This is a genomic window from Streptomyces sp. HUAS MG56, assembly GCF_058673395.1.
The window spans coordinates 6,654,945-6,672,338 of the sequence record NZ_CM178722.1; the positions used below are offsets into that span (position 1 = coordinate 6,654,945).

At 71.8% G+C, this 17,394-nt stretch carries 19 protein-coding genes; 14 read left to right on the forward strand and 5 right to left on the reverse strand.

The genetic code is table 11. The features are described from left to right. Positions 1 to 11: 11 nt before the first annotated feature. A complete protein-coding gene (locus AC4OXY_RS31475) occupies positions 12 to 626 on the forward strand; it encodes a class I SAM-dependent methyltransferase (protein ID WP_356029015.1) in 615 nt (204 codons plus the stop codon). A 48-nt stretch (positions 627 to 674) separates the two neighbouring features. Here the strand turns inward: AC4OXY_RS31475 and AC4OXY_RS31480 are convergent, their stop codons facing one another. After that, complete coding sequence (locus AC4OXY_RS31480; protein WP_071376557.1) at positions 675 to 917, reverse strand: mycoredoxin; 243 nt, start codon at positions 915 to 917, stop codon at positions 675 to 677. A gap of 203 nt (positions 918 to 1,120) precedes the next feature. Here AC4OXY_RS31480 and AC4OXY_RS31485 point away from each other — a divergent pair, with 203 nt between their 5' ends. From AC4OXY_RS31485 to AC4OXY_RS31505, 5 genes are all read left to right on the forward strand, one after another. Further along, complete coding sequence (locus AC4OXY_RS31485) at positions 1,121 to 3,316, forward strand: ATP-dependent DNA helicase UvrD2 (protein ID WP_376288845.1); 2,196 nt, start codon at positions 1,121 to 1,123, stop codon at positions 3,314 to 3,316. 163 nt (positions 3,317 to 3,479) lie between these two features. Continuing rightward, positions 3,480 to 3,800, forward strand: a complete 321-nt coding sequence (locus AC4OXY_RS31490) for a hypothetical protein (protein WP_356029011.1) — start codon at positions 3,480 to 3,482, stop codon at positions 3,798 to 3,800. 172 nt (positions 3,801 to 3,972) lie between these two features. Further along, positions 3,973 to 4,341 carry a WhiB family transcriptional regulator gene (locus AC4OXY_RS31495; RefSeq protein ID WP_053664703.1) on the forward strand — a complete coding sequence of 123 codons (369 nt, stop codon included), beginning with the start codon at positions 3,973 to 3,975 and terminating at the stop codon, positions 4,339 to 4,341. Further along, the gene (locus AC4OXY_RS31500) at positions 4,338 to 4,661 is read left to right on the forward strand and encodes a putative WhiB-interacting protein (RefSeq protein ID WP_071376555.1); all 324 of its coding nucleotides are present in this window, start codon (positions 4,338 to 4,340) and stop codon (positions 4,659 to 4,661) included. The genes AC4OXY_RS31495 and AC4OXY_RS31500 overlap by 4 nt, the downstream gene beginning before the upstream one ends. A gap of 138 nt (positions 4,662 to 4,799) precedes the next feature. Further along, on the forward strand, positions 4,800 to 5,012 hold the full coding sequence (locus AC4OXY_RS31505) for a hypothetical protein (RefSeq protein ID WP_376288846.1): 213 nt from the start codon (positions 4,800 to 4,802) through the stop codon (positions 5,010 to 5,012). 83 nt (positions 5,013 to 5,095) lie between these two features. On the opposite strand, the gene AC4OXY_RS31510 is transcribed toward AC4OXY_RS31505, so the two are convergent. After that, complete coding sequence (locus tag AC4OXY_RS31510; protein ID WP_362818554.1) at positions 5,096 to 6,478, reverse strand: ABC1 kinase family protein; 1,383 nt, start codon at positions 6,476 to 6,478, stop codon at positions 5,096 to 5,098. Then, entirely contained in the window at positions 6,471 to 7,697 is a 1,227-nt protein-coding gene (locus AC4OXY_RS31515) for a TOMM precursor leader peptide-binding protein (RefSeq protein WP_491991463.1), read from the reverse strand. The genes AC4OXY_RS31510 and AC4OXY_RS31515 overlap by 8 nt, the downstream gene beginning before the upstream one ends. Positions 7,698 to 8,065: 368 nt before the next feature. Here AC4OXY_RS31515 and AC4OXY_RS31520 point away from each other — a divergent pair, with 368 nt between their 5' ends. The 4 genes from AC4OXY_RS31520 (at position 8,066) to AC4OXY_RS31535 (ending at position 12,014) form a co-directional block, all read left to right on the forward strand. Then, complete coding sequence (locus AC4OXY_RS31520; RefSeq protein WP_356029002.1) at positions 8,066 to 8,662, forward strand: M48 metallopeptidase family protein; 597 nt, start codon at positions 8,066 to 8,068, stop codon at positions 8,660 to 8,662. Between the two features lie 129 nt (positions 8,663 to 8,791). Next, complete coding sequence (locus AC4OXY_RS31525) at positions 8,792 to 10,549, forward strand: TerD family protein (RefSeq protein WP_491991464.1); 1,758 nt, start codon at positions 8,792 to 8,794, stop codon at positions 10,547 to 10,549. Between the two features lie 11 nt (positions 10,550 to 10,560). Beyond that, on the forward strand, positions 10,561 to 11,241 hold the full coding sequence (locus AC4OXY_RS31530; RefSeq protein WP_356028999.1) for an AIM24 family protein: 681 nt from the start codon (positions 10,561 to 10,563) through the stop codon (positions 11,239 to 11,241). Between the two features lie 17 nt (positions 11,242 to 11,258). Further along, positions 11,259 to 12,014, forward strand: a complete 756-nt coding sequence (locus AC4OXY_RS31535; protein ID WP_356028997.1) for an AIM24 family protein — start codon at positions 11,259 to 11,261, stop codon at positions 12,012 to 12,014. Positions 12,015 to 12,058: 44 nt separating this feature from the next. Here AC4OXY_RS31535 and AC4OXY_RS31540 read toward each other — a convergent pair whose 3' ends face one another. Both AC4OXY_RS31540 and AC4OXY_RS31545 read right to left on the reverse strand, forming a co-directional pair. Continuing rightward, positions 12,059 to 12,574 carry an NUDIX hydrolase gene (locus tag AC4OXY_RS31540; RefSeq protein WP_376288849.1) on the reverse strand — a complete coding sequence of 172 codons (516 nt, stop codon included), beginning with the start codon at positions 12,572 to 12,574 and terminating at the stop codon, positions 12,059 to 12,061. Then, on the reverse strand, positions 12,571 to 13,986 hold the full coding sequence (locus tag AC4OXY_RS31545; RefSeq protein ID WP_356028993.1) for a zinc-dependent metalloprotease: 1,416 nt from the start codon (positions 13,984 to 13,986) through the stop codon (positions 12,571 to 12,573). Before AC4OXY_RS31545 ends, AC4OXY_RS31540 begins: the two co-directional genes overlap by 4 nt. Before the next feature lie 192 nt (positions 13,987 to 14,178). On the opposite strand from AC4OXY_RS31545, the gene AC4OXY_RS31550 reads away from it, so the two are divergent. The 4 genes from AC4OXY_RS31550 to AC4OXY_RS31565 all read left to right on the forward strand — a co-directional run bounded on the left by AC4OXY_RS31550 (position 14,179) and on the right by AC4OXY_RS31565 (position 17,340). Then, the gene (locus AC4OXY_RS31550) at positions 14,179 to 15,300 is read left to right on the forward strand and encodes an SDR family oxidoreductase (protein WP_356028991.1); all 1,122 of its coding nucleotides are present in this window, start codon (positions 14,179 to 14,181) and stop codon (positions 15,298 to 15,300) included. A gap of 111 nt (positions 15,301 to 15,411) precedes the next feature. Beyond that, positions 15,412 to 15,870, forward strand: coding sequence for a molybdenum cofactor biosynthesis protein MoaE (locus AC4OXY_RS31555; RefSeq protein WP_356028989.1), 459 nt, complete (start codon positions 15,412 to 15,414; stop codon positions 15,868 to 15,870). Positions 15,871 to 16,017: 147 nt separating this feature from the next. Then, entirely contained in the window at positions 16,018 to 16,191 is a 174-nt protein-coding gene (locus AC4OXY_RS31560; RefSeq protein ID WP_177235520.1) for a hypothetical protein, read from the forward strand. Positions 16,192 to 16,242: 51 nt separating this feature from the next. Further along, positions 16,243 to 17,340, forward strand: coding sequence for a YlbL family protein (locus AC4OXY_RS31565; protein ID WP_376288851.1), 1,098 nt, complete (start codon positions 16,243 to 16,245; stop codon positions 17,338 to 17,340). Positions 17,341 to 17,394 lie beyond the last annotated feature (54 nt).

Sequence of the window (17,394 nt, forward strand, 5' to 3'; positions counted from 1 at the left end):
GCCGCCTCCCGGTGGCCGGCGATCCGTACTGGAACCACAACGTCCACTACCACCGGGCCGTGCTGGCAGCCGTCCCCGACGGCTGCCGCACGGCCCTGGACGTGGGCTGCGGAGACGGCCTCCTGGCGCGCAAGCTCGCCACCCGCGCCCGGACGGTGACAGGCGTGGACCGCTCGCCGGAGATGATCCGGCAGGCCCGCGCCCGACAGCCCGGGAACGTCACCTTCGTACAGGCCGACTACCTGGACAGCGCCGCGCTGCCCCAGGGCGCCTACGCGTTCGTCAGCGCGGTCGCGGTCGTGCACCACACCCGGTTCGACGACGCCATCGGTGCCCTGACCCGGCTGGTCGCGCCCGGCGGCCGACTCGTCGTCGTCGGGCTGGCCCGCAACGAGACCCCGCTCGACCGGGCGATCAGCGCCTGCGGACTGCCTGCCAGCCTCGCCCACGCGCGCGTGCACGGCGGCAAGCGCAGCCCGGCGGCGATGCCCATGGAAGACCCGCCCATGCACTGGAGCGAGGTCCGCGCGGCCGCCCGCCGCCTGCTGCCCGGCTGCCGCTACCGGCGCCGGCTGCTGTGGCGCTACATCGCGGTCTGGGACAAGACGCGGCAGGGCGGCCCCTGACTCTCAGAGGCCGCCCTGCCGTGGTCACCGCGGAGAACCCGCGGAACCTCACGCGCCGATCTTCTGCTTCACCTGGGCCAGCGACGGGTTCGTCAGCGTGCTGCCGTCGCCGAAGAGCACGGTCGGGACCGTCTGGTTGCCGCCGTTCGCCTTCTCCACGAACGCCGCGGACTCCGGGTCCTGCTCGATGTTGATCTCGGTGTAGGCGATGCCCTCCCGCTCCAGCTGCTTCTTCAGCCGCTGGCAGTAGCCACACCAAGTCGTGCTGTACATCGTCACAGTGCCCTGCATGTCTCTCGCGCTCCTCAGGCAGCTCGGAAAACGTCGTCCGCTGGAGAACGTACGGGAAAGGCCCGCCATTCCCGCCCGGGGTATGCCCCATCTCACCCGGTTGTCCACAGGCCGCTGTGGCGCCTGCCGCATTAGTACGACAAAGGGTGCCCGCCTGTGGACAACCGCCACGGCAGCCCCGGGCGACCTGGCAGCATTGCGGTGTGACAGCAGCAACGCACTCCCCCCTCTTCCCGCAGGTACCGGACTCTGCCGACGCGGTGCTCGAAGGGCTCGACCCCGAGCAGCGCGCGGTGGCCACCGCCCTGCGCGGCCCGGTGTGCGTCCTGGCCGGAGCGGGCACGGGCAAAACCCGGGCGATCACCCACCGCATCGCCTACGGGGTGCGCGCCGGCATCCTGCAACCCTCCACCGTGCTCGCCGTCACCTTCACCAACCGCGCCGCCGGTGAGATGCGCGGCCGGCTGCGCCAGCTCGGCGCCCACGGCGTCCAGGCCCGCACCTTCCACTCCGCAGCGCTGCGCCAGCTCCAGTACTTCTGGCCGAAAGCGATCGGTGGCGGCATGCCCCGGCTGGTCGACCGCAAGATCCAACTCGTCGCCGACGCGGCCGCCGCCTGCGGCACCCGGCTCGACCGCGGCGAACTGCGCGACGTGACCGCCGAGATCGAATGGTCCAAGGTCACCCAGACCGTCCCCGCCGACTACCCGTACGCGGCCGCGAAGGCCGGCCGCGAGGCCCCCCGCGCGCCCGCCGAGATCGCACACCTCTACGCGGCCTACGAGAACCTCAAACGCGACCGCGCGGTGATCGACTTCGAAGACGTCCTGCTGCTGACCGTCGCCATCCTCCAGGACCGGCACGACATCGCCGAACAGGTCCGCGCGCAGTACCAGCACTTCGTCGTCGACGAATACCAGGACGTCAGCCCGCTCCAGCAGCGGCTGCTGGAGCTGTGGCTCGGCGACCGGGACAACCTGTGCGTGGTCGGCGACGCCAGCCAGACCATCTACTCGTTCACGGGAGCAACCCCGGACCACCTCCTGGACTTCCGGACCAAGCACCCGGGCGCCACCGTCGTGAAGCTGGTCCGTGACTACCGCTCCTCGCCCCAGGTCGTCCGCCTCGCCAACGGCCTGCTCGCCCAGGCCCACGGCCGCGCCGCCGACCACCGGCTGGAACTGGTCTCCCAGCGCGCCCCCGGCCCCGAACCCGTCCACACCGAATACACCGACGAGCCCGCCGAGGCCGAGGGCGCCGCCCACCGCATCCGCGAGCTGATCGACGTCGGCGTCCCGGCCGCCGAGATCGCCGTCCTGTTCCGTACGAACGCCCAGTCCGAGACCTACGAGCAGGCCCTCGCCGACGCCGGCGTGCCCTACCAACTGCGCGGCGCCGAGCGCTTCTTCGACCGCCCCGAGATCCGCAAGGCCGGCATCGCCCTGCGCGGCGCGGCCCGCTTCGGCGGCAACGACTCCCTCCTGGACGACGCCGTCGACCTGCCCTCCCAGGTGCGTGCCGTGCTCTCCGGCGAAGGCTGGACCAGCGAGCCCCCGGCCGGCTCCGGCGCCGTCAGAGAGCGCTGGGAGTCCCTGGCCGCCCTCGTCAACCTCGCCCACGACCTCGCGGCGGGCAACCCGAAAGCCACCCTCGCCGACTTCGTGGCCGAACTGGACGAGCGGGCGAACGCCCAGCACGCCCCCACCGTCCAGGGCGTCACCCTCGCGTCCCTGCACGCCGCCAAGGGGCTGGAATGGGACGTCGTCTTCCTGGTCGGCGTCGCCGAAGGCATGCTGCCCATCACCTACGCCAAGACCGACGAACAGATCGAGGAGGAACGTCGGCTCCTCTACGTCGGCGTCACCCGCGCGCGGGAACGGCTCCACGTCTCCTGGGCCCTGTCCCGCTCGCCGGGCGGGCGCCCCAACCGCAGAGCCAGCCGCTTCCTCGACGGCCTGCGCCCCGGCACCACCCCCACGGCCGGCCGCGCCGGCACCGCAACCGGCGCCGGCGTCGAACGCGGCACCGGCCGCGACATCCCCGCCGTACCCCGGCGCGCCCAGCGCAGCCCCGCGCGCTGCCGGGTCTGCGGGCGGACGCTCACCGACGCGGGCGAGATGAAGCTGATGCGCTGCGAGGAGTGCCCCTCGGACATGGACGAGGGCCTCTACGAACGCCTCCGCGAGTGGCGGACGGTCCAGGCCGAGCGCAGCGGACAGCCGGACTTCTGCGTCTTCACCGACCGCACCCTCGTGGCCATCGCCGAGGCACGGCCGGAGAACTCCGCCGAACTCTCCCGCATCCCCGGCGTCCTCAGCCGCAAGCTACGCAGCTACGGGGACGAAGTTCTGGCCATCTGCGCAGGTCAGGACATCAACGAAGGCGACAGGGACGACTGATACGAACTCGTCGAAAAAATAGTTTGCGCATGCCCCGGCAATCCCCATAGGTTCTAGGCACGGAAGCCGCGGCCTTCTCGAAGGCCCGCCTCCGTGATGTACTTGCATATCCGAACGGACTGGCTCACCCCAGTCCCCAAGACGCCGAGAGGAGGCGAGTCCAGTGATCAGCATCAACACCAGCACCACCAGCACGGCCAAACTGACCGATCGCTCGACCGTCTCCACGTGCATGCTCGGCGCCTCGAACCAGGGCACCGGTCTGTCCGGCATCCGTGCCGCCCGTCCGGCGTCCTCCCTTGCTCTCAAGGGTCTTTCCACCCGCGAGCGCAATGAGCGACCGACCAAGGCACTGGAAGCGGTAGCGGCAAAGGCACATGCCTATGCCTTTGCGGCAGCCGGTGCCGGATTCCGGAAGCAGACGACGCAGCACCACCAGATGTGGGCCTCCCGCGGGCCTAAACCCTGGAGTGATCCAGCCTGATCGCCGATCAGGCCGGCGCCTTCAGGGCCGCGGAACCCCATCCGGGATCCGCGGCCCTTCTGTTTTCCCTCAAGCGGGAGAACGGAGCCGAAGGGGCCTCGGGCAGAAAAGAACCCGGTACCAGCCGACACCCGGTCAACCGGCCGGAACGACCAGACGAGGAAGACCAACCGTGCAACTCGAAGCGCACGCCCCGTCCGTACCGCCTTCGCAAACGATCCCCCCGCCCGGCCTCACGGAGGACTCCACCTTGATCCCCCTCACCGCGCTCACCGCGCTCGACGACGCCATCGAGAACCTCGGCGTACCCGTTCCCTGCCGCTCCTACGACCCGGAGGTCTTCTTCGCCGAGTCGCCGGCGGACGTCGAGTACGCCAAGTCCCTGTGCCGCACCTGCCCGCTGATCGAGGCCTGCCTCGCCGGCGCCAAGGAGCGGCGTGAGCCCTGGGGCGTCTGGGGCGGCGAGCTGTTCGTCCAGGGTGTCGTCGTCGCCCGGAAGCGGCCGCGTGGTCGCCCGCGGAAGAACCCGGTCACGGCATGAACACCGCAGGAACGATCGATCGCCCCCTCACGCACGACCCCAAGAAGCAGGCCCCGATGAAGCCGTCCACCAGCGAGCCCGCAGGCTCCGCGACCACAGACTTCACCACCACCGGCGCGACCGAAGCGCGCCAGAACAGGAACCGTGAGATGCAACTCATGCAAGAAGCCCTGGCTCGTGCGCATATGCACGAGCGCCTCGACGACGCCGGGAGAGAGCGCCGGGCTCTGCGCCTGGTGGTCGCCCAGCGGATGCAGCGCCGGGCCGAGCGTGCCTCGCTCCGCGCCCGCCGTGCGCTCGCCATGGCCGTCATGCAGTAACGATCACACCTGAGAAGCGGTGGCCTCCCCGGCCCGGGGAGGCGAAGACTTCCACGCGGGGGCCGGTCCGGCCGAACGGACCGGCCCCCGCGGTGCGTTGTGCACGACGATCGGCCGGTGCGGAGTTATCGTCACCAGGTGAAGAGTCCTCCCGGAGACGGTGATCAGGGCGGCTCCACTCCGGAGTACCGCGTGCTCGTGTGCGCCCGCTGCGGCGCCCCGGCCGACGGCCCCCCGCCGGCCACCTGGACCTGCTCCGTGGAGAGCGGTACCCGCCGGTACTTCTGCGACGCCTGCTCCCGGGAGAACCTCAGAGCGATCGAGGGGCGGCTGGATTCCTCCTGGTGGTGAGCCTCTCCCTTGGGGCCCTCCCCTCCCCTCCCCTCCCCCCACCCTCCCCTCTCCCCCGTCCCCCGTCTTCAGCGCATGCCGGATCAGGCCTCCGCCGCCGGTTCCTCCTCGGGCAGGTCCTCGTCCGGCACGTCCTCCTCGACGAACCCCGGCAGCCATTCCTCCAGTTCCTCGCGCAGCCGTACTGTCGCGCCCAGCTGGCACAGGACGCCGATGGTGCTCAGGGTCACCCGGTGGATCAGCAGGTAGGACGGCGGCAGGTTGAGGCGCTTGCCCAGTTGGTAGGCCGGGGAGCGGGGGTCGGCGATGCGGGCGGCCTGGCTGCGCATCCAGGTGCGGGTGAACGTGAAGGAATCGACGCGGGCGGGTTCGATGATCGGCAGCAGGTAGTCGAGCACGGCGTCGGGGTCCAGCTCTATGGACTCCTTCACGAAGCCTTCCTCGCAGAGGAGTTCGTAGACCGTCTCGGCGTCGCCGTCCAGGGTCAGCCGGAGCGAGACGCCGATCGGTGTGGGCAGGCCGCCGGGCAGCCGGTCGACCGTGCCGAAGTCGAGGACGCCGAGGCGCCAGTCGTCCTCGCCGCTGGGGCCGCCGGGCAGCAGACGGAAGTTGCCCGGATGCGGGTCCGCGTGCAGCAGGCCGGTGCGGGCCGGGCCCGAGAACAGGAAGCGGGCCAGGAGCTGCCCGGCCCGGTCGCGCTGCTGCTCGGTGCCGTCCGTGATGATCTCCGACAGGGGGATCCCGTCGATCCACTCCGTGACCAGGACCTGTTCGCACTGGTGCACCACCGCCGGGACCACCACGTCCGGGTCGTCGGCGAACTCCTCCGCGTGCACGGCCTGGGCCTGGGCCTCCAACGCGTAGTCCAGTTCCTCGGAGACACGGTCCTTCAGCTCCGCGATGAGCGGTTTGATGTCCATGCCGGGGATGAGAGGGCCCAACAGGCGGGCGAAGCGGCTCAGTTGGCCCAGGTCGGAGACCAGGGCCTCGCCGGCGCCGGGGTACTGGACCTTGACGGCCACCTCGCGGCCGTCGTGCCACACCGCCCGGTGCACCTGACCGATGGAGGCCGCGGCGGCCGGCTTGTCCTCGAACTCCTCGAACAGTTCCCGCCAGTCCGGGCCCAGCCGCTCCTCCAGCACGGCGTGCACCGTGCGGGTCGGCATCGGCGGGGCCGCCTCCTGGAGCTTGGTCAGGGCCGCGCGGTAGGGGCCGGCGACCTCCTCCGGCAGCGCGGACTCGAAGACGGACAGGGCCTGCCCGAACTTCATCGCGCCGCCCTTCAGCTCGCCGAGCACCTTGAACAGCTGCTCCGCCGTGCGCTGTTGCAGCTCCCTGCCGACGATCTCCGCGGACTCGCCCACGATCCGTTTGCCCAGCCCCCAGGTCGCCCGGCCGGCGAAGCCGAGCGGGAGCGCGGCGAGCTTGGCGGTTCTGGTGACCGCCTTCCGGGGAAGATCAGACATGCGCCCTCCAAGTCCCAGTCGGCCGCGCCGCGCCCGCTTCGCGTCGTCGCTCCGTCGACAGCCGTTGCACCGCCATTGTCGCGCGCGGCTTCCCTTCGGTTGAGGAGTGCTCCCCCCTGGTTTTCTCCGTACCCTTCTCCGCGGCGGCGCAGCCGCATGCCGGATGCGGGCGGACGGGCCGCGCGGACCAGTGCAGGCCGGGCAGCGACACCTCCCAGCGGGCGCCGGCGGAGGCGGGCGGGTGTCCGTCGAGGAAGGCCAGCGCGTGTGCCGCGGCCAGTCCGGCGACCGCCGTGGCCAGTGTCAGATCGCAGGCCCCGATCCGGCGGGCCGGTGCGGAGCGCCACTGGGCGATCAGCCGGGGCCAGGCCGGATCCCGGTCGGAGCGCTCGAAGTGCAGGCAGTGGGCGCAGCCGGTCTCCCCGGGCAGGACGAGCGGGCCGACGATTCCCGTGCCCTCCACGACACCGGCGTACAGATGCGGGGTTCCGCAGGCCATGAGCGGCTCGGCGGCGACCGGGTCGGGTGCGTGCACGCCCACGTCGTCCCGGGGGGTGAGGATCACGAGGGAGAGTCCGGGGTCCTGGGCGGCCGTTCCGGGGGAGTGGGCGTGGCGGCGCGGGCGGTCCGGTGCCGCGCGGCGGACTGCGGCTTGCGCGGCCGCTTGCCGGCGATCGCCGATCGAGTCGGCGGGCAGCCCGCCCGGGGCCACGTCCCAGGGCTCCACGCGGCCGGTGTCGCGCACGTCGACCTCGCCGACGCCGGCGCCGGAGAGCACCGACGCCAGCAGGGCGCCGACCCGGCCCGCGCCCTCCACCCGTACGCCGAGGGCGCGGCGGGCGGCGAGCCGGGCGAGCGCGCCGCCCGGTTCGGCCGTGGTCAAAGAGAGCGAGGTGAGGTCGGGGCGCAGCCGTTGCAGGACGTCGTCACGCTCGCGCAGGGCGTCCGCGGCCGGTCCGCCGCCGCGCGCGTCGTCGACGAGGCCCGCGTGCGTGAGCCGTTCCAGCAGGGTGTCGACCCGGCCGGCCGGCAGCTGTATGCGGCGGCCCTCCTCGCGCAGCAGGGGCAGCCCGCGGGCGCCGTTGAGCAGATCGAGGAAGCCGCGTGTCGCCGGGTCCATGGGCCCCAGCGTCTGCGCGTGCGCCGCGGTCATCCCGAACTGCACGGTGTCGCGATCGCGCCAGCCGCGCCGCAGCGCGGGCTTCATCACCGGATGCATGACTGACCCCCGTCCGTGGAAGCATCCCCGGCCTTCCGGGGAACCCGGGAAGGCCCATGACGCCGGTGGAGCCGGTCATGCCCCGCCGACGTCTGCCAGCATGCCGCGCCTGCCGGCCCGGCGTCGGGAGTTATCCACAGGGCAGGGGTATTTGTCGTATAAGTCGACGGGATGAAGCGGGTAAGCGGGGCGCATATAGCGGGTGAAACGGGGCGACCGAGGCTGTGTGTACCGGTCGAGTGGAGCCGTGCAAACCGGATGTGCGGATCAGTCGTAGGAATCATAGGAATCCCACGCTTGGTGGGGGATCGGCATCGAACCGTCCCGGAGCCGGGACTTTGCCCGGGCCCACCGGGTAACGTCGGGGCGTGCCCGCCGACCCACTGCACCGCGCCGGAACGCCACAGCGCAGCATGACGAGCCAGCCGCCCAGCGGCTCGGGGGCGAGCGCGATCGAGGTCCGCAGAAGTAGCCGGCGCCGCCGGACCGTCTCCGCGTACCGCGAGGGCGATCGCACCGTCGTGCTGATCCCCGCCCGGATGTCGAAGGCGGAGGAGCAGCGCTGGGTCACCGTCATGCTCGACAAACTCGCCGCCCAGGAGAGCAAACGCGTCCTCGGCGACGCCGAGCTGGCCGAGCGCGCCGAGCGGCTGTCGGCGCAGTACTTCGACGGCCGCGCGCGTCCCGCCTCCGTGCGCTGGGTCACCAACCAGAACACGCGCTGGGGTTCGTGCACTCCGGCCGAGGGCAGCATCCGGCTCTCGCACCGGCTCCAGGGGATGCCCGACTACGTCATCGACTACGTCCTCTGCCACGAGCTGGCGCATCTGCTGGTGCCCGGTCACGGGCCGGACTTCTGGCGGCTCTTGGAAGCCTATCCGCGCACCGAGCGGGCCCGCGGCTATCTCGAAGGTGTCGTGGCCGCCGAACGGCTGCCGCACGTCCCCGGCGCGCGCGGGGAGTGAGCCCGACGCCGTTCGTGCGCCCCCGGGTGCGGTTGTGTACCGGCTCTGTACCGGCTGCGTGCGTTGTCGGACTTTGCCGTTAGCCTGGCGCGACGCACTCACATTCGGGATGGGGGACGGTCGTAGCGCATGGCCAGGGAATTCCAACGCGGCCACAAGGCCAGGATCAGTGATCTCACTGCGGGCACGGACCTGTACGTAGGCGTGCGGATCTCCGCGCCCGGACTGAACTTCGACATCAGCTGCTTCGGCCTGGACGGCGACGAGCGACTCTCGGACGACCGGTACTTCATCTTCTTCAACCAGCCGAAGTCCCCGGAGGAATCCCTCCAGTTGCTGGGGGCCCAGGCGGGCGACACGGAGTCGTTCCGGGTCACCCTGGACCGGATCCCGTCGCACATCCGCAAGCTGTCCTTCACGGCGACCATCGACGGTGCCGGGCAGATGTCCCAGGTCGCCCCCGGCTACCTGCGCATCGTGGCGGGCGGCGAGGAGGTCGCGCGGTACTCGTTCAACGGCGCGGAGTTCTCCACCGAGCGGGCCGTGATGCTCGGTGACGTCTACCTCAAGGACGTGTGGCGGTTCGCCGCCGTCGGGCAGGGTTTCGACGGCGGACTGGAGGCGCTGCTGAAGAACTTCGGCGGCGAGGTGCTGGAGGACGAGGCGCCCGCCGCTCCCCAGCAGCAGCCGCAGACCGGCGCTGCCCCCGGCTTCGCCCCGCCCGCCTTCGCCGCCCCCGCGCCCGCCCCTGCCCAGGCGCCCGCTCCGGCGCCCGCACCCGCCCCGGCCCCCGCGCCGCAGCCCGCCGCCCAGGGCTTCGCCCCGCCGGCCGGAAGCACCCCGCCGCAGGGGTACGCCCCGCCCGCCGGAAGCACGCCCCCGCAGGGCTTCGCCCCGCAGCCCGGCCACACCCCGGCCCCGGGCCCCGCACCCGTGCCGAACGTGCACGGTGCGCCGACGGTCATCGCCCCCCTGAGCCCACCCGCCGCCGGCACGGTCCCGCCGCCCGCCCCGGCCCCCGCGCCCTACGGCCAGCCGCCGCAGCAGCCGTCGTACGGCGGTCAGCCCGGCGCGCCGATGCCCCCGGGATACGGCCAGCAGCCGCCCCCCTACGGTGCCCCGCCTGCCGCCCAAGTGCCCCCCGGTTACGGCCGGCAGCCCTACGGACAGGTTCCCGGCCTGCAGCCCGCCGGTTTCGGGGTGCCGCAGGGCGCCCCGCACGGCGGTGCCGGTGTCTCGGCAGCGCTCCAGACGTTCAAGGAGACGCCCACCGGGCAGCGCTGGACGCTCCAGAACAAGAAGCTCGTCCGCGTCGACCTCGGCATGGGCGGACAGCCCGTGCTGGCCCGGCAGGGCAGCATGGTGCTCTACCAGGGCAAGGTCGACTTCAGCTACAAGGGCGCCGGATTCGCCGGGCGGATCGTCGGCCATGCCACCGGCCAGGAGATGCAGCTGATGCGCTGCACCGGCCAGGGCCAGGTGTTCCTCGCCGAGAACGCCACCCAGCTGCACCCCGTCGAGCTCCAGGGCGACGCGATCTGCGTGTCCGCCGAGAACGTCCTCGCCTTCGACGAGACCCTGAGTTACGAGGTCCGCCGCATCGAGGGCCACGGCATCCCCGGCGGCGCGCTGTTCACCATGCAGTTCCAGGGCACCGGGACGCTCGTCGTCAAGACGCACGGCACGCCCGTCGTGCTGCCCGTCACGCCGACGACCTTCGCCGACTGCAACGCCGTCGTCGCCTGGTCGGCCGCCTCGCAGGTGATCGTCTCCAGCCAGGTCCGCCTGCGCCGCAACGCCTACCCGGGCGACACGGGAGAGAGCGTCAACCTCCAGTTCCGGGGCGCGCCCGGCAACTTCATCGTCGTCCAGCCGTACGAGGTCTGAGGGAGCCCGTCATGAACCAGCCGCTCGCGGGCTACGCCCCCGCACCCGTCACCGCCCGCATGGAGAACCACGGCCATCACATGCTGAAGGTCGCCATGCAGACCGGAAACGACCTCCTCGCGCGCGTGGGGTCGATGGTCGCCTACGAAGGCTTCGTCCAGTACGAGCCGAACCCGCCGGCCGTCCGCCAGATCGCCCGCGACTGGATCACCGGCGAGGGCGCGCCCCTGATGAAGTGCACCGGCGACGGACTGCTCTACCTCGCCGACTACGGCGCGAACGTCGTCGTCATCAACCTCAATGGCGACGGCATCTCCGTCAACGCCACCAATCTCCTCGCCTTCGACGCCCACCTGAGCTGGGGTGTGGAACGGGTCAAGGGGCTGGCCAAGTTCGCCGGCCAGGGGCTGTGGAACACGAAGATCTCCGGGCAGGGCTGGGTCGCGCTGACCTCCCGGGGCACGCCCATCGTCGTCGACTGCGGCGGCGGCGAGGACGAGACGTACGTCGACCCCGACGCGCTCGTGGCCTGGTCGCCGAACCTGAAGGTGAAGGGCAAGCGCAGCTTCAAGGCGCAGTCGCTGATCGGCCGGGGCAGCGGCGAGGCCTACCAGATGGCCTTCTCCGGCCAGGGCATCGTCGTCGTCCAGCCCAGCGAGGACAGTACCGACCGCCTCCGGATCCGGGGCTGAGGGGGAGCCAGAACGTCATGCAGAGCCCGCTTTTCGCGCACAACGACGTCCAGACCCAGGAGCGCTGGAGCCGCCAGAACGCGCAACTGCTCCGCGTCACCCTGGAGGGCCACGACGACATCCTCGCCCGCAAGGGCACGATGGTCGCCTATCAGGGGCTGATGGAGTTCGACGCCGAGTACCAGAGCAACAACCAGGCACGCGCGCGTGCGTACACCGGCGAGGGCCTGGACCTGATGCGCTGTCACGGACAGGGCACGGTCTACCTCGCCAACCTCGCGCAGCACGTGCACATCATGGACATCGAGCAGGACGGGCTGACCGTCGACAGCTCCTACGTCCTCGCCATGGACTCCTCGCTGCACTACGAGGTCGTCGCCGTCGACAGCCTCTACGGCATCTCAGGCTCCGGGAAGTACCAGCTGAACATCACCGGGCACGGCAAGGTCGCCCTGATGACCTCGGGCTCGCCGCTGCTGATGCAGGTCACGCCCGACCGGTACGTCAACTGCGACGCGGACGCGATCGTCGCCTGGTCCGCCGGGCTGCGCGTGCAGATGCAGGCCCAGACGCACTCGTCCGGGGTCTGGCGCCGGCGCGGCAGCACGGGCGAGGGCTGGGAGCTGAGCTTCATGGGCTCCGGTTTCGCACTCGTCCAGCCCAGCGAGCTGCTGCCGCCGCAGAACGCGGTGATCGGCGCCGGTATCGCCGCCCAGTTCGGCATGGGCCAGCAGGGCGCGCGCGGGCAGAACCAGGGCAACGTCTGGAGCTAGCTGCCGGTAAGGGGTGACTGCGAGGGCAGTCACCCCTTACACGGTCAGAGCCTGGCGCGGGTCGCCTCCACCAGTCGCCCGACCGACTCGTCCGCCACGTCGGCCACTTCGTCGTACGCGAACCAGCGCAGGTCCAGCGACTCGTCGCTGATCGCCTCCACGGCCCCGTCCGGCGCTACGGCGGCGTACTGGACGTCCAGGTGCCAGGCACAGGGCGTGTGGTGGCGGTCCAGGCGGACCGGGCCGCCAGGCAGCAGTGTCAGCCCGGCGATACCGGACTCCTCGGTCGCCTCACGCAGCGCCGCCGCCCGCAGCGAGGTGTCCTCCGGCTCGCAGTGGCCGCCCATCTGGAGCCACATCCGCAGCTTCTTGTGGAGTGTGAGCAGCACCCGGCCGCGCTCGGGGTCGATCACCAGCGCGCTCGCCGTGATGTGCCCGGCCGCGCAGGACTTCCACATGCCGTCAGGGTGGGCCGCCAGATGGTCCAGATAGGTCTGGCGCAGGCCTTCCTGGCCCTCGTACGCCTTCAGCACGAGGACCGCGTCGTCGTACAGGGTCACTCGGTGTCGTCGTCCTTCTTGTGCAGGTCCGGCTTGTCGGCCGCCTCGCCGAGCATCTTGTCCAGCTCGGAGAAGTCCAGCTGCTCGCGGTGCACGAAGCCGTCCGGGTCGTCCAGGTCGCTCGCCGTCGGCAGCATGTCCGGGTGGGCCCACAGGCCGTCGCGGCCGTCGACCCCGCGCGCGTCCGTGAGCGAGGCCCACAGGCGGGAGGCGTCGCGCAGCCGGCGCGGGCGCAGCTCCAGGCCGATCAGCGTGGCGAACGTCTGCTCCGCCGGGCCACCGGTCGCGCGGCGCCGGCGCAGGGTCTCGCGCAGGGCGTCGGCGGACGACAGACGCGGCTTCGCGGCCGCGTGGACCACCGCGTCCACCCAGCCCTCGACGAGCGCCAGAGCCGTCTCCAGACGGGCCAGGGCGGCCTTCTGCTCGGGCGTGTCCTCCGGCTGGAACATGCCCTGCTGGAGGGCGTCCTGCAGCTGCTCGGGGTTCTGCGGGTCGAACTGGCCGACCACGTCCTCCAGCTTGGCCGTGTCGACCTTGATCCCGCGCGCGTAGCCGTCGACCGCGCCGAACAGGTGCGAGCGCAGCCACGGCACGTGCGCGAACAGGCGCTGGTGGGCCGCCTCGCGCAGGGCCAGGTAGAGCCGCACCTCCTCCTGCGGCACGCCGAGGTCCTTGCCGAAGGCCTCCACGTTGGCCGGGAGCAGCGCGGCCTTGCCGGCCGGGCCGAGCGGCAGGCCGATGTCGGTGGAGCCGACGACCTCGCCCGCGAGCACGCCGACGGCCTGCCCGATCTGCGTGCCGAACATGGCGCCGCCCATCGAGCGCATCATGCCGATCAGCGGGCCCGCCATGGCCTGCATCTCCTCCGGCAGGACGTCGCCCATCGCCGCGCCGACCCGCTCGGCGACCGGGTCGACCAGCTCCTGCCACGCGGGCAGCGTCGCCTCGACCCACTCCGCGCGGGACCAGGCCACCGCCGCGGCGGAGCCCGACGGCAGGGACGTCGCGTCGTCCAGCCACAGGTCGGCCAGGCGGACGGCCTCCTCGACGGCCTTGCGCTCGGCCGCGCCGACGCTGGCGTCCTTGGTGCCGTCCGGGGTGCCCTGGGCGACCGTCTGGCGGGCGATCTGCTTGGCCATGTCCCAGTTCACCGGGCCGCCCTCGTAGGAAAGCATCTGGCCCAGCTGCTGGAACGCGGCGCCCAGGTCGGTGGGGTTCAGGGAACCGAACATCGCTGCGAGCGGATTGTCGGCGCCCGGGCCGCCCAAGCCTCCGGCTCCGGGCAGGCCGCCGAAGCCGAACGGGTTGGCCGGTCCCTGCCCACCACCGCTCTGCTGGTCCTTCTTCTTGCCCTCGTCGCCGTCTTCCGGCTCCTCCGGCGGAAGGCCGAAACCGAATGGGGTGTCACTCACGGGATTCCTCGGCTGGTAAGGCCACCGGTCTGTCTCCGGTGGCGCGGCTGCCCGACAACACCACCCAGCGTAGACACCCGGACCCGATCGGGCCTCGGTGCTTCGCCCACGGAAGGCCTGCGGCAGGATGGATACACCTGGTACGTACGCGTCACTCGCGCTCGTACTGAAGACAACCGCTGGAGACGCCCGGTGAGTTCCCCAGATCCGCAGGTTCGCGCAGCGCGAAACCCGTCAACCCGGTCCGCGGCCGCCGCCGTGCGCGGGCCCGTCGTCGCGGTCACCGGTGCCGCCGGCGGGGTCGGCGCCCTGCTCACCGAGCGGCTGGCCGCCTCCCGGGAGATCAAACAGGTCGTCGCCATCGACGAGCGGCGCGGGGAGTGCGCCGGCGCCGAGTGGCACATCCTCGACGTCCGCGATCCCGCCATCGCCGACAAGCTGCGCGGCGCCGACGTCGTCGTCCACCTCGCGCTCGACCTCGACCTGGAGACCGATCCGGCGGCGCGCACGGCTTACAACGTCCGGGGGACACAGACCGTCCTCACGGCCGCGGCGGCCGCCGGCGTGCACCGGGTGGTGCTGTGCACCTCGGCCATGGTCTACGGCGCCCTGCCGGACAACGAGCTGCCCCTGTCGGAGGACGCGGAGCTGCGCGCGACCGCCGAGGCCACCGGGGTCGGCGACCTGCTGGAGATCGAGCGGCTGGCCCGGCGCGCGCCCCGCGCGCACCCGGGGCTCAACGTCACCGTCGTACGGCCCGCCGTGCTGGTCGGGGGCACGGACACGGCACTGACCCGGTACTTCGAGTCGCCGCGGCTGCTCGTCGTCGCCGGATCGCGGCCCGCGTGGCAGTTCTGCCACGTCGAGGACCTGTGCAGCGCGCTGGAGTACGCCGTCCTGGAGAAGGTCGACGGGGAGCTGGCCGTCGGCTGCGACGGATGGCTGGAGCAGGAGGAGGTCGAGGAGCTGAGCGGGATCCGGCGGATGGAGCTGCCGTCGGCGGTCGCGCTCGGCGCCGCGGCCCGGCTGCACCGGATCGGGCTCACGCCGTCCCCGGCCGGGGATCTCGCGTACACGATGTACCCGTGGGTGGTCAGCGGCAGCCGGCTGCACGACGCCGGGTGGCGGCCGCAGTGGACCAACGAGGACGTCCTCGCGGAGCTGCTGGAGGAGGCCGCCGGGCGGCACACCGTGGCCGGGCGCCGGCTCGGCCGCAAGGACGCCACGGCCGCGGGTGCCGCGGGGGCCACGGTCGCGCTGCTGGGCGCCGCCGCCGTCGTACGGCGGGCCCGCAAGGCCAGGCGGCGGGTCTAGGGCGGGCCTGCAGAAGAATCCAGGCCTGTAGAAGAATCCAAAGGCATGCACGCGTGTGCCTGGTGAATCTCGTATTCCTCGTTGTCACAGGCGTGCGGCACCATGGGGTGCATGGCACACACGAACGAGCATCCCGGTGAGCGGACGGCGCAGGACCCCATCAAGCTGATCGGCGTCCGGGAGACCGCGCTCTCCGTGGACGAGGTGTTCCGGGCCGTCGGGGACGACGCGGCCGGCGGTCTCGTGCTGTTCGTGGGCACCGTGCGCAACCACGACGGGGGCGCCGACGTGGACGCGCTCGGGTACTCGTGCCACCCCAGTGCCGAGGCCGAGATGCGGCGGATCGCCGAGAAGGTCGTCGCCGGGTATCCGGTGCGGGCGCTGGCCGCCGTGCACAGGGTCGGGGACCTGCGCGTCGGGGATCTCGCCGTGGTCGTCGGCGTCTCCTGTCCGCACCGCGCGGAGGCCTTCGAGGCCTGCCGCAAGCTGATCGACGACCTCAAGCACGAGGTGCCGATCTGGAAGCACCAGACGTTCTCGGACGGCACGGACGAATGGGTCGGCGCGTAGCGCCGTCGCTCCCCGCCGTTGTCCGTCACCTGGAGCACTTCTGTCCCTCCGGTTGCGTAACCGCCCCCCTGGCGTGAGCGTTGTCCGTGCGGATGGTTAATCTGCTGATCAGTCAGTTGCGGACGCACATCGCGTTGGGAGGTCGGCATGGGGGCGCTTGTCTGGCTGCTGATTCCGCTTCTGGCCGCGATCGGTGGCGGCCTCTGGGGCAGCTGGGCCAATCGGACCCGCAAGGTGCGCGGTGACGGGCCCGAGCTGGACGGATACGCACGGTTCCGCGCGGCCATGGAGAAGTCCCACCCGGGCGCGGGCGGGGCCTGACGGGGGTGGCCCTGACGGGCCGCTGACAGAGGCGTCACGTACTGTCGTGCCATGCCACGCCGCACCGCGACGATGCTCGCCTCCACCCTGATGCTGATCGCGCTCCTGTGCGCGGGAGTGCTCATCCCCGTGCCGTACGCGGAGATGTCTCCCGGCCCGACCGTGAACACGCTGGGGAACCACGACGGCGAGCCGGTGCTGCAGATCACCGGGCACAAGACGTACCAGGCCGGCGGCCACCTGAACATGACCACGGTCCGGGTCACCAGCGCGGACTTCCGGATGAACCTGGTGGAGGCCGTCTACGGCTGGCTCGACCCCGACACCAAGATCGTCCCGCACGACACGCTCTACCCGGCCGGCACCACGGAGGAGCAGTCCTCGCAGCAGAACGCCGAGGAGTTCAGCCAGTCCCAGGAGAGCGCCAAGGTCGCCGCCCTGAAGGAGCTGGGCATCCCGGTGAAGTCCTGGGTGATCGTCGCCACCGTCCTCAAGGACTCCCCGGCCGAGGGCAGGCTGCACGCCGGAGACGTGATCAAGGCCGTCGACGGCACGGCCGTCAAGCAGCCGTCCGACGTCGCCAAGCTCGTCACCAGGCACAAGGCCGGGCAGAACGTCGTCTTCACCGTCGTCCCCGCCAAGGAGCAGGCCGCCGCGGAGAAGGCGCACAGGACGGCGACCGCGACCCAGGACGTCACCCTCACCACGAAGGCGTCCGACGACAGCGGGCCGAAGCGGGCCGTCGTCGGCATCTCCGCCGGGACCGACCACACCTTCCCGTTCACCATCGACATCAAGCTCGCCGACGTCGGCGGCCCCAGCGCCGGTCTGATGTTCGCCCTCGGGATCTACGACAAGCTCACCCCGGGCGACCTCACGGGCGGCAAGTTCGTCGCCGGCACCGGGACGATCGACGACAACGGCACGGTCGGCCCGATCGGCGGCATCGAGATGAAGACCATCGGCGCCCGCGACAAGGGCGCCCAGTACTTCCTGACGCCCGCCGACAACTGCGCGGCCGCCGCCAAGGACACCCCGGGCGGGCTCACCCTGGTCAAGGTGAAGACCATCGGCGACGCGCTCGGCGCGCTCAAGGACATCCGCAGCGGCAACACCGGCGCACTGCCCACGTGCACCGCCAAGGGCTGACCGGGACGTGACACGGCTGGGGGCGCCCCGTGCGGCGGGAGCGCCCCCATCGCC